Annotated in this window: 10 protein-coding genes and 1 pseudogene; 8 read left to right on the top strand and 3 right to left on the bottom strand. The window is 73.0% G+C overall.

Annotated features, from left to right (window positions below; genetic code table 11):
- The first annotated feature begins 4 nt into the window (after positions 1-4).
- A complete protein-coding gene (locus ACIBJE_RS11285; protein WP_396746437.1) occupies positions 5-1,030 on the top strand; it encodes a Ku protein in 1,026 nt (341 codons plus the stop codon).
- Between the two features lie 16 nt (positions 1,031-1,046).
- Here ACIBJE_RS11285 and ACIBJE_RS11280 read toward each other — a convergent pair whose 3' ends face one another.
- Positions 1,047-1,439, bottom strand: coding sequence for a PPOX class F420-dependent oxidoreductase (locus ACIBJE_RS11280; protein ID WP_396746434.1), 393 nt, complete (start codon positions 1,437-1,439; stop codon positions 1,047-1,049).
- 159 nt (positions 1,440-1,598) lie between these two features.
- Here ACIBJE_RS11280 and ACIBJE_RS11275 point away from each other — a divergent pair, with 159 nt between their 5' ends.
- From ACIBJE_RS11275 to ACIBJE_RS11260, 4 genes are all read left to right on the top strand, one after another.
- Complete coding sequence (locus tag ACIBJE_RS11275; protein WP_396746431.1) at positions 1,599-2,249, top strand: FKBP-type peptidyl-prolyl cis-trans isomerase; 651 nt, start codon at positions 1,599-1,601, stop codon at positions 2,247-2,249.
- 280 nt (positions 2,250-2,529) lie between these two features.
- On the top strand, positions 2,530-3,354 hold the full coding sequence (locus ACIBJE_RS11270; protein ID WP_396746723.1) for a hypothetical protein: 825 nt from the start codon (positions 2,530-2,532) through the stop codon (positions 3,352-3,354).
- 91 nt (positions 3,355-3,445) lie between these two features.
- A complete protein-coding gene (locus ACIBJE_RS11265; protein ID WP_396746428.1) occupies positions 3,446-4,093 on the top strand; it encodes an HAD family hydrolase in 648 nt (215 codons plus the stop codon).
- Between the two features lie 167 nt (positions 4,094-4,260).
- Positions 4,261-5,274 (top strand): NADPH:quinone reductase, encoded by a 1,014-nt coding sequence (locus ACIBJE_RS11260; RefSeq protein WP_396746425.1) that lies wholly within the window; start codon positions 4,261-4,263, stop codon positions 5,272-5,274.
- A gap of 204 nt (positions 5,275-5,478) precedes the next feature.
- Here the strand turns inward: ACIBJE_RS11260 and ACIBJE_RS11255 are convergent, their stop codons facing one another.
- Positions 5,479-7,128 (bottom strand): fatty acid--CoA ligase, encoded by a 1,650-nt coding sequence (locus ACIBJE_RS11255; RefSeq protein WP_396746422.1) that lies wholly within the window; start codon positions 7,126-7,128, stop codon positions 5,479-5,481.
- A 54-nt stretch (positions 7,129-7,182) separates the two neighbouring features.
- On the opposite strand from ACIBJE_RS11255, the gene ACIBJE_RS11250 reads away from it, so the two are divergent.
- The gene (locus ACIBJE_RS11250; RefSeq protein WP_396746419.1) at positions 7,183-7,674 is read left to right on the top strand and encodes an NUDIX domain-containing protein; all 492 of its coding nucleotides are present in this window, start codon (positions 7,183-7,185) and stop codon (positions 7,672-7,674) included.
- 80 nt (positions 7,675-7,754) lie between these two features.
- Positions 7,755-9,053: an MFS transporter gene (locus ACIBJE_RS11245; RefSeq protein WP_396746416.1), complete on the top strand. Its 1,299-nt coding sequence runs from the start codon at positions 7,755-7,757 to the stop codon at positions 9,051-9,053.
- A gap of 111 nt (positions 9,054-9,164) precedes the next feature.
- Here ACIBJE_RS11245 and ACIBJE_RS11240 read toward each other — a convergent pair whose 3' ends face one another.
- Positions 9,165-9,710, bottom strand: a complete 546-nt coding sequence (locus tag ACIBJE_RS11240; protein WP_396746413.1) for a type 1 glutamine amidotransferase domain-containing protein — start codon at positions 9,708-9,710, stop codon at positions 9,165-9,167.
- A 138-nt stretch (positions 9,711-9,848) separates the two neighbouring features.
- On the opposite strand from ACIBJE_RS11240, the pseudogene rfaE2 reads away from it, so the two are divergent.
- Positions 9,849-11,759, top strand: a pseudogene (gene rfaE2, locus ACIBJE_RS11235) (D-glycero-beta-D-manno-heptose 1-phosphate adenylyltransferase); the annotation flags it as partial.
- Between the last annotated feature and the right edge of the window lie 16 nt (positions 11,760-11,775).

Here is an 11,775-nt window from a genome sequence, read left to right as displayed (position 1 = left end):
CAGCATGCGGGCGATCTGGAAGGGTGCCGTCTCGTTCGGTCTGGTCTCGATCGCGGTGAAGCTCTACTCCGCCACCCAGGAGAAGGACATCCGCTTCCACCAGGTGCACCGGGCCGACGGCGGCCGGATCCGGTACAAGCGCACCTGCTCGGTCTGCGGCGAGGAGGTCAGCTACGACGACATCGCCAAGGGGTACGACATCGGCGGTGGCGAGATGGTGGTGCTGACCGACGAGGACTTCGCCGACCTGCCGCTGACCACCTCGCACGCGATCGACGTGCTGGAGTTCGTGCCGGCGGAGCAGGTCGACCCGATCCTCTACAACAAGGCGTACTTCCTGGAGCCGGAGGGGGCGGCGACCAAGCCGTACGTGCTGCTGCGCGACGCCCTGGTCGACGCGGAGCGGGTGGCGATCGTCAAGGTGGCGCTGCGCCAGCGGGAGCAGCTCGCGACCCTGCGGGTCCGGGAGGGTGTGCTGTTGCTCAACACCATGCTCTGGCCGGACGAGGTCCGCAAACCTGACTTCGGGTTCCTGGACGAGGACATCACCGTCCGCCCACCGGAGCTGGCGATGGCCAGTTCGCTGATCGACTCGATGGCCGGCGAGTTCCAGCCGGACGCCTTCACCGACGACTACCGGGCCGCGTTGCAGGAGGTCATCGACGCCAAGGTGGAGGGGCGGGAGGTGGTCCAGCCCGAGGAGGTCGAGGAGGCCCCGGCTGCGGCGGTGGACCTGATGGCCGCGCTCCGCGCGTCCGTGGACCGGGCCCGGGCGGCCCGGGGCGAACAGCCGCCGGCCGGCGAACCGACGCCGATCTCGGCGGCCCGGTCGGCGCAGAAGGCCCCGGCGAAGAAGGCTCCGGCGAAGAAGGCTCCGGCCGGGAAGGCGGCCGGGAAGACCACGGAGAAAAAGGCCGCCCCGAAGAAGGCGGCGGAGAAGAAGGCCGCAGAGAAGAAGGCCGAACCGGCGGAGAAGAAGACCGGGGCCAGGAAGGCCGCGCCGAAGAAGGCGCCGCGCAAGACGGCCTGACCCCGGCCGGCGTACGTCAGCCCTGGCTGAGCCGCTGGGTCGGGGTGACCTTGACGATCACGCGCTCCTCGCCCGACTTACGGAACGGGTACGTGTCCTTGTCGAGGTACTTCTTCGCCATCCGGTCGATGTGCTCGTCGGCCCCCTCGGTGGTCAGCTCGACGGTGCCCTTGATCCACAGCGTCCGGTAGTCGTTGGCCCGGTCGGAGACGGAGATACCCACCACCGGGTTGCGCTCCATGTTCCGGTGCTTCACCCGGCCCTTGGCGGTGTTGAAGATGACGTGCTCGCCGTCGGTGTCCACCCAGACCGGGGTGACGTGCGGGGTGCCGTCGGCTTCGATCGTGGCCACGTGGGCCAACTGCGGCTCGTTCAGGAGGGCAATGTCGTCTGCGGTGAGGAACGCCATGGGCCGAATCTACCGTCGAACCGGCCCGCGCACGGCCCGATGCCCGGGGCCGGAGCCGCTGGGACCCCTGCCTGCGAGGCATCGATCCGGGTACCGTTTGCGTCGACTTCGGCCCGGCACCGGCGCCGACCACCTTCATCGCTACAGGGAGTCCTCGACGTGAGTGAGCGCACGGAGAACCGGTCCTCGGGCCAGAGCCCGGCGAGCAAGTCGGAGCGGCGGCTCGCCGCCAAGCTGGCCGCCCAGAAGGCCGCCGAGGCGAAGCGCCGCCGACAGTCGATGCTCGGCGCGCTCGCCGGTCTCGCCGTGGTCGGTGTCATCGTGGCGACGTTCGTGGTCTTCGGGAACGACGACGATCCGGCGGAGCAGCCCATGACCTCCTCGCCCAGTGCGTCGGCGGACGCGCCCGGGGCTCCCGCTCCGCAGCTGCCCCCGAACACCGACCCGGCGCTGGGCACCAAGCCGGCCGTGGCCAAGGGCTCCGGCGAGCTGACCAAGCTCACCGTCACCCCGCTGATCAAGGGCACCGGCCCGGCCACCAAGGCGGGCCAGCAGCTGACGGTCAACTACGTCGGGGTGTTCTACGCCACCGGCGAGGAGTTCGACGCCTCCTGGAAGACCGGGCAGCCGTTCGTCTTCCAGGTCGGCGGGGGCAGGGTGATCCCCGGCTGGGACCAGGGCCTGGTCGGGGTGAACGTGGGCAGCCGGGTCCAGTTGGACATCCCGGCCGAGCTGGCGTATGGCGACGGTGCCGGCGGTCGCCCGGCCGGCCCGCTGCGCTTCGTGGTGGACGTCCTCGCCGCCCAGTGACCGGCGCCACCGGTGGCGTCCGCCCCGCCCGGGTCGGACGCCACCGGGACCGACGGGCCACGCCGGCACCGCGCTGCGGCGGAGCCCGGTCGGACAGGACGGCAGTGGAGGGCGAAGACCGGCGGAACGGCCCGTGCGGTGTGGACCACAGGAGTCTTCCGGCGGCTTGACCGGTGGCAGTAGGTTCAGGATCCACCACGCAGCGCGGCGTGGTGACCACCCGCCGGACGCGGAGGTGCACGTGACGTCACTGGACGATCCGGGGCGGACCGCCCGGTTGATGTGGACCCACTACGAGCCGCTGCACGCGGTGACCTACTTCCACCCCCGGTCCCGGGCCGCCTACGAGGCGATCGGGCTGCGTGGGTACTGGCGCGGCTACTTCGCCGGGCGTGCCGCGCCGCTGGGCGCGACCGACGCCGCCCCGGTGGCGGCGGTCTTCTTCAGCTTCGCCCCGCACATGGTCGGCCGGGCGCTGCCGGCCGTCTGGCAGCTGGCCACCCCGGCGGAGGCACTGCGGGCCCGGCTCACCGGGGCGGTGCAGGCGCTCGCCGAGCTGACGTACGAACTGCCCGAGGGGCACCTGGCCGAGGCGGCGGAGCTGCTGGAGGCCGCCGCGGTGGCGGTGGAGCCCGGCGGCCGGGTGCTGGGCGCGGCGAACGGCGCCCTGCCCCGCGCCGAGTACCCTCTCGCCCGGCTCTGGCAGGCGGCCACCACGCTGCGCGAGCACCGGGGCGACGGGCACGTCGCGGCACTGGTCGCCGCCGGCCTCGACCCGGTGGAGACGCTGGCCTGGCGGATCGCCGACGGCATGCAGCCGATCATGCTGACCGGCCGGGGCTGGTCCGAGGAGCAGTGGCGGGCGGCCCACGACCGGCTGGTCGGGCGCGGCTGGCTGACCCCGGAGGGGAAGCCCTCGGAGGAGGGCCGGGCCGGCTTCCAGGCGGTCGAGGAGGCCACCGACCGCGCCGCCGCCCACCCGTGGCAGGCGCTCGGCACCGAGCGGGTCGACCGGCTCCGGGAGTTGCTCGACCCGCTGGCCCGCCGCTGCCACACCACGATCCCCCCGGGCAACCCGATCGGCCTGCCGGCCCTGCCGGGCTGACCCGCGCTGACCCGACCTGGCCGCACTGACCCGGACTGACCCGGCCGGCCCTGCCGGGCTGACCGGCCCCGGACACGGCAGGATGGGAGCCGTGACGGATGCGGTGGTCTTCGACCTCGACGGCGTGATCGTGGACTCCGAGCCGGTGTGGGAGGAGGTCCGCCGCGCGTACGTGGCGGCGCACGGCGGCACCTGGCAGCCGGACACCCAGCGCCGGCTGATGGGGATGAGCACCGGGGAGTGGGCCCGCCACCTCAGCGATGACCTCGGGGTCGACCGGACCGCCGAACAGGTGGCCGCCGAGGTGGTCGGGGAGATGGCCCGGCGGTACGCCGAGCGCGTCCCGCTGATCGACGGGGCCGACGACGTGGTGCGTCGGCTTGCCGCCTGCTGGCCGCTGGGGCTGGCCAGTTCCTCGCCGACCCGGCTGATCGCGGCGGCGTTGGCCGCGACCGGCCTGACCGACACCTTCGGCGCGACCCTCTCCACCGAGGAGACCGCGCACGGCAAACCCGCCCCGGACGTCTACCTGGCGGTGGCCGCGCGCCTCGGCGTGGAACCGGCGCGCTGTGTCGCGGTGGAGGACTCCTCCAACGGGGTGCGGTCCGCCGCGGCGGCGGGGATGCGGGTGGTGGCGGTGCCGCACGGGGCGTACCCGCTGGACCCGGACGCCGAACGGCTGGCCGCCGTGGTGCTCCCGTCGATCGGCGCGCTCACCCCGGAGGTCGTCGCCGGCTGATCCTCCCCCGGCACGGCCGTACCCGGCGGGTCAACCCCCGGCTTGGTCGTTTCCGGCTGATTCTCCCCCGGCATGGCTGTTCCCGGCGGGCCTCCCCTACTGCGGCCGTACCCGGCATGATCGGGGCACTGCCGGGTACGGCAGCGCGACCGGGAGGAGAGGACGGGATGAAGGCGATCGTGTACGAGCGCAACGGTGACCCCTCGGTACTCCAGGTGGTCGACCGGCCGGTGCCGGAACCCGGTCCCGGGGAGGTGCTGGTGCGGCTCGCGGTCGCCGGGGTGAACCCGACCGACTGGAAGGGCCGCCGCAACTGGCCGGTGCCCGAGGGCGGGCAGACCCCGGGGCAGGACGGCGCGGGGGTGATCGAGGCGGTCGGTACCGGGCTGGACCGGCGGCTGATCGGCGAGCGGGTCTGGGTGTGGGAGGCGTCCTGGCAGCGCCGGTGGGGCACCGCCGCCGAGTACACGGTGGTGCCGGCCCGGCAGGCGGTGCCGCTCGGTGACGCCTCCTTCGATGTGGGGGCCTGCCTCGGTATCCCGTTCCTCACCGCGCACCGTTGCCTGACCGCCGGGGAGACCATGCCGCGACGCCTGCACGCCGGCTCGCTCACCGGCCGGGTGGTGCTGGTGCAGGGCGGGGCCGGGGCGGTGGGAAACGCGGCCATACAGCTCGCCCGCTGGGCGGACGCCACGGTGGTCGCCACGGTCAGCAGCCCGGAGAAGGCGCTGCTCGCGGCGGCGGCGGGGGCTGACCACGTGGTCAACTACCGGGAGCAGGACGTGGTCGAGGAGGTCCGCCGGATCTCGCCCGACGGGGTGGACGCGGTCGTGGAGGTCTCCGCGGCCCGGAACGCCACCGCCGACGTGCAGATCCTGCGGACCGGTGCGGTGGTCAGCGTCTACGCCGACGACGGCGGCGACGAGGTGACCCTGCCGATCCGGACGCTGATGCTGCCGAACGCCCGCTGGCAGTTCGTCCTCGTCTACACCACCCCGTGGCCGGCCAAGGAGCAGGCCATCGCGGACGTGACGGCGGCGGTCGCCCAGGGGCACGTCCGGGTGGGTGAGGGGGCGGGGCTGCCATTGCACCACTACCCGCTCGTCGCCACGGCGGCAGCGCACCGCATCGTGGAGGACTCGGTGGTCGGGAAGGTGCTGATCAGCACCAGCGCGGCCTGACCGGTGATCGCCGGAGCTTCCGCCGACCGGGGGACAGAGCTGCCGACCACCGGGTGAATGTGAAAGATTTTCGCAACAATGCAGGTGCGGCATGACCCGCACGAGCGGGCGGCCCCGGCGCGGTGCGAACGCCGGGGCCGCTCCTGGGGAGGGGGAGTAGGAGTATCGCCCCTACCTCCTCAGGCGTCATGGCACCCGGAACCGTTACATCGCCGTCAACACGTGCACCGCGAGCGCGTCGTCGGCGTACCGGGCACGAACCGCCTTCTTGTCGAACTTGCCGACGCTGGTCTTCGGGACCGCGTCGATGAACGCCCACCGTTCCGGCAACTGCCACCGCGCCACCGAACCGGCGAGGAACTCGCGCAGCTCCTCCGCCGTCGCCGATGCCCCCTCCCGGAGCACCACCGTGGCGAGCGGTCGCTCGTGCCAGCGCTCGTCCGGCACCCCGACCACGCACGCCTCCAGCACCGCCGGGTGCGCCATCAGAGCGTTCTCCAACTCCACCGACGAGATCCACTCGCCGCCGGACTTGATCACGTCCTTCGAGCGGTCGGTGAGCGTGACGAAGCCGTCCGGGGAGAGCGTACCGACGTCGCCGGTGCGCAACCATCCGTCGTGGAACTTCTCCCCGTCCGGAGTCTCGTCACCGAGGTAGCGGGCGGTCACCCAGGGACCCCGGACCTCCAGCTCGCCGACCGAGGTGCCGTCGGCGGGGAACACCTCGCCGTCCGGCCCGACGATCCGGGCGGCCACCCCGGCGGGCACCCGCCCCTGCGTGTAGCGGTAACGCCAGGCCTCCTCCCCGGTCGCCCCGGCCGGCGGACGGGCCACCGAACCGAGCGGTGAGGTCTCGGTCATCCCCCAGGCGTGGATCACCTCGACGCCGTGCCGCTCGCCGAAGGCGTGCATCAGGGCCGGCGGGCAGGCCGACCCGCCGACCACCACCTCACGCAGCGCGGAGACGTCGACGTCGTGGGTGTCCAGGTGGGCCAGGAGGTCCGTCCAGATGGTCGGCACCGCGGCGGCCATCGTCGGCCGTTCCGTGGCGATCATCTCGGCGATCGGCGCCGCCTGGAGGAACCGGTCCGGCATGACCAGCGACGCACCGGACATGAACGCCGCGTACGGCAGCCCCCAGCCCATCGCGTGGAACATCGGCACGATGACCAGCTCCCGACTGGTCGCGTCCAGCCCGAACCCCTCCGGCATGCAGATCTGGAGCGAGTGCAGGTAGATCGAGCGGTGCGAGTAGGCCACCCCCTTCGGGTGGCCGGTGGTCCCGGAGGTGTAGCAGAGCGCCGCCGCGTCGCGCTCGTCGCACTCCGGCCAGTCGTAGACCGTCGGGCGGTCGGCCAGCAGCGCGTCCCAGTGGTGTACGACGATCCGGTCGCCGGCCGCCGCCGACAGGGGCGCCGGGTCCCCGCCGCCGACCACCACCACGTGCCGCACGGTGGTCATCTGACCGATCACCCGGGCCAGCAGCGGGATCAACGTGCCGTCGACCAGCACCACCCGGTCCTCGGCGTGGTCGGCGATGTAGGTGAGCTGCTCCGGGAAGAGCCGGATGTTCAGGGTGTGCAGCACCGCACCCATGCTGGGCACCGCGAAGTACGCCACCAGGTGCTCGTTGTTGTTCCACATGAAGGTGGCGACCCGCTCGTCCCCGGTCACTCCGCACTCGTCGCGCAGCGCGTGGGCGAGCCGGGCCGCCGTCCGGGCCACCTCGGCGTACGACATCCGGCGGGGTTCCGCGCCGGTCCAGGTGACCACCTCGGCCGTGCCGTGCACGGTGGCGCCGTGGTCGAGGATCCGGGCGATCTGGAGGGGGGCGTCCATCATCGTGCTACGCATAGGTAACAAAGTAGTGTGGCGTACGACACGTCGACCACCCCGTAGATTGGTCCGGTGAGTGTCTCCTGGGCCGAGTCGTACGTCGGGCAACTGCGGGCACTGGCCGGTGACCGCACCCTCATGTTCGTGGGCGCGCGGGCCGTGCTGCGCGACCAGCACGGGCGGGTGCTGCTGATCCAGCGCTCGGACAACGGTCACTGGTCGATGCCGGCCGGCGCGATGGAGCTGGGCGAGTCGATCGCCGACTGCGCCGTGCGCGAGGTCCGCGAGGAGACCGGGCTCCGGGCGCTGCGGGTCAGTGCGTTCGCCCTCTACACCGGCCCGGACCGCACCCACACCAACATGTACGGCCACACGTACCAGGTCTTCACCGCAGCGTTCCGGGTCGACGAGTGGGACGGCGAACTGCTGCGGATCACCGACGAGACGACCGACGCCGGTTTCTTCCACCCGGGCGGATTCCCCGCCCCGCTCTCCCCCTCGGTCGCCGAGACCCTCGCCGACCTCGCCGTCTTCGAGCAGACCGACCGGCTCATCCTCAAGTAGTCGGATAGCCCAAGTTAGGTAGCCCTCACCTCGGGGCAAAATGCTGGACAGGGCGCACCGGAACGACGAACATCCCGCACGTGCTGATCAGCCTGCTCCGCCGTACGGCGCTGGACGTGACGCCGCTGCGGACCTCGCGGGACTACCGGCTGGTCTTCACTGCGGCCGGCATCTCCAGCTTCGGATCCTTCATCACCTACGTCACGCTGCCGTACCAGGTGTACCAGATCACCGAGGACCCGCTCCTGGTCGGACTGATCGGCGTCTGTGAGCTCGTACCCCTGCTGGTGATGGCCTTCGTCGGCGGCGCGCTCGCCGACTACCTGGACCGCCGCCTGCTGGTGCTCGGCGGCGAGATCGGGTTCACCCTGCTCTGCGGGGTGCTGCTGGTGAACTCGCTCGACGACGAGCCGCATCTCTGGTTGCTCTACCTGGTGGCCGCGTTGACCGCGTCGCTGGACGGGCTGCAACGACCGGCCATGGAGGGGCTCACCCCGCGCATCGTCGCCCCGGACCAGATCCCGGCGGCCAGCGCGCTGAACTCGCTGCGGATGCAGCTCGCCCAGCTCGGCGGCCCCGGCCTGGCCGGCATCCTGATCGCCACCGTCGACCTGGCCTGGGTGTACGCCTTCGACCTGCTCACCTTCGCAGTCTCGCTGGTCTGCCTGGCCATGGTCCGGGCGGTGCCGCCGCCGCCGGCCGCCGACCGACCGTCGCTGCGCTCGGTGGTCACCGGCCTGCGGTACGCCCGCAGCCGTCCCGAACTGCTCGGCACCTACCTGGTCGACATCAACGCGATGTTCTTCGGCATGCCGCAGGCGCTCTACCCGTTCATGGCCGAGAAAATGGGCGGACCGTCGGTGCTCGGGCTGCTCTACGCCGCCCCGGCCGTCGGCTCGATGATCGCCACGGTCGGCTCCGGCTGGACCGCACGGGTGCACCGGCACGGGTTGATGGTGGTCCTCGCCGCCGGGGCCTGGGGGCTGGCCATCATCGGCTTCGGGCTGGTCAGCTCGCTCTGGTTGGCCCTGTTCTTCCTCGCCCTGGCCGGCGCGGCGGACATGGTCTCCGGCCTGTTCCGCATGATCATTTGGAACCAGACCATCCCCGATCACCTGCGCGGTCGGCTCGCCGGCATCGAGATGCTCTCCTACTCGACCGGCCCGCTCCTCGGCCAGCTCCGCTCCGGCCTGGCCGCCCGGTGGGTCGGCGTGAACGGCTCGATCGTCTCCGGTGGCATCCTCTGCGTGGTCGGCACCGTCGCGCTCGCCGCCGCGCTGCCCGCTTTCCTCCGCTACGACGGCCGCGACGGGCTGGCCCGCAAACAGGCCGAGGACGCGGCCTGGGCGGCCACCGCCGCCGACCGCGCCCCGGCCTGACCACACGGCCCGGACCGCCCCGCCGGGTCCGGTCGGAGCGGGCCTCACCCGGGCCGCACATCCCTCGTCGACGCCCACGCGACGTCTGCTTCCCCGGTGGCTCCGGGGGCCTCAACGGCGGGCGAACTCCTCGACGATCGTGGCGCAGAAGGCCGGCAGGTCGTCCGGCTTCCGGCTGCTGACGATGCCGCCGTCGACCACGCACTCCTCGTCGACCCACTCCGCGCCGGCGTTGACCAGGTCGGTGCGGAGCGTCGGCCAGGAGGTGATCCGCCGTCCCCGGACCAGGTCCGCCTCGACGAGCGTCCACGGGCCGTGGCAGATCACCCCGATCGGCTTGCCCTGCTCGTGGAAGCTCCGCACGAACCGCACCACCTCCGGGTCGGCCCGCAGGAAGTCCGGGTTCGCCACACCACCCGGCAGCACCAGCGCGTCGTACGCCCCGGCGTCCGCCTCGGCCACCGCAACGTCCACGTCGTAGCTGGTCGACGGGTCGAGGTGGTTGAACGACCGAATCGACCCGCCCTTCAGGGAGACCAGCTCGGTCCGGGCACCGGCCTTCTCCACCGCCTCGCGGGGCTGGACGTACTCGACCTCCTCCACCCCGTCGGCGGCGAGGAACGCGATCCGCCTGCCTTCCAGTACTCGGCCTGCCATCAGTCGGCCCTCCTCCGTCTCGTCCTGTTCTCCGTGTCACTGATGGTGTTCCCGGGGCGGGAGGGACAAAACGCGTCGCCCGGGTCACGCCGCCCGGCGGCGGGTTTGACCCGCCGAGGCAGGGGGATCCGGCACGGCATGGCAGGAGCAGCAGCGGAACAGCGCCGGCTCGCCACCGTCGTGGAGAGCTGGCGGGGACGGCCCGTCCTGGTCATCGGCGACGCGATGCTCGACGAGTGGCGGTTCGCCGACTCCGACCGGCTCTGCCGGGAGGCACCCGCCCCGGTGCTCACCCTGCGGCGACGGATCTCAGCGGCCGGCGGGGCGGCGAACACCGCCGTGAACCTGGCCGCCCTGGGCGGCCTCGCCGCGCTGGTCGCCCCGGTCGGCGCGGACGTCGCCGGGGACGAGCTGCACGACTGCCTGGACCGCGCGGGCGTCTGGGACCGGACGGTCAACCAGCCCGGCCGGCCCACCCCGGTCAAGCGTCGGATGCTGGCCGGCAACCAGATCCTGCTGCGGGAGGACTCCGGTGACCCGGACGACGTACTCACCGACGACGGGGTGGCCCGGCTGCTCACCGCCGTGGGGTGCGCGGTCGAGGAACTGCGCGCCGCCTCGGCCGGAGCCGCGCCGACCCTGGTGGTCTGCGACTACGGACTCGGTGCGATGTCCGCGCAGATCCGGGCCTGGCTGGTCGCCAACCGGCACCGCTTCGCCACCGTCGCCCTGGACGCGCACGACCTCGCCGACTGGCGCGGGCTCGCCCCGACCGTGGTGACGCCGAGCTTCGCCGAGGCGACCCGACTGCTCGCCCGCGCCACCGCCACCGGGGTCACCGCCCGGACCACCGGCGTCGACATCCTGCACCTCGATCACCCCGACCCGCCGGACGGCCCCTCCGAACTCGTCGTCGGCACCGCGCCGGGCGAGGGACGGGCCACCCGGACGGCCACCGCCGCCATCCACGACGGCAGCGCCCCGAGCCGGCCGGCCCACCCCGGCGACCCGGCCACCGACCCGGTCGCCACCCCGGCCACCGGCCTGTCACGCACCGTGCCGGCCGTTGGGCCACCGACGCCCACGTCGGCCGACGTGCCACCCACCGGGCCGACCGGCGAACCGATCCCCGGAGAGGAGCGGGTGGCGTTGAGCGGGGACGGGTTCAGCGTCACCGGCACCGGGGTGACCGTCTCCGCCGACGGCACCGGCACGGACCGGGCCCGCCTCGCCGAGTCCCGCCTGGCCGAACTACGCGCGCACACCGGGGCGGACGTGGTGGCCGTCACCCTGGACACCGAGGGCGCCGTGGTCGGCGGTGCCGAGGGCTCGACCAGGCGGAGCCATGCCACCCCGGTTCCGGCCAGCCACGCCGTGGGAGCCGGAGACGCTTACCTGGCCGCCATGACGCTGGCTCTCGCCGCCGAGGCCCCGCTGTCCACCGCCGCCCACCTGGCCCAGCTCGCCGCGACCATCACCGTCTCGGACACCGGCACCTGTGTCTGCCGCCGACAGGACCTGTTGTCCGCGCTCGGCGTCACGGTCGACGGCGGCGAGCGACCGGTGCTGGTCGGCCCGGAGGACCTGGCCTCGATCGTGGCCGCGCACCGGGTCGCCGACCGGTCGGTGGTCTTCACCAACGGCTGCTTCGACGTGCTCCACCGGGGGCACGTGCGATACCTGGAACAGGCGGCCGAACTGGGCGACCTGCTCGTCGTGGCGGTGAACTCGGACGACAGCGTCCGCCGGCTCAAGGGCCCGGACCGGCCGGTGAACCCGGTCGAGGACCGGGTCGCCCTGCTCGCCGCGCTGGCCTGCGTCGACCACGTGGTGGTCTTCGGGGAGGACTCCCCGGCGACGCTGATCGAGGCGATCCGACCCGACGTGTACGTCAAGGGCGGCGACTACCCGCCCGACATGGTGCCCGAGGCTCCCCTGGTCCGTCGGCTCGGCGGGCAGGTCCGCACCCTCGGCTACGTCCCGGACCGCTCCACCTCGGCGATCATCGAACGGATCCGGGCGCAGCAGCTCGCCGAGGCACCGCCCGCCACCGCCACCGCCACCG

Origin of the sequence: Micromonospora sp. NPDC050187 (assembly GCF_044459745.1) — a bacterium.
Classification (GTDB): domain Bacteria; phylum Actinomycetota; class Actinomycetes; order Mycobacteriales; family Micromonosporaceae; genus Micromonospora.
The sequence above is the reverse complement of the archived record's forward strand: the minus strand, read 5'-3'. Positions and strand labels throughout refer to the sequence as shown.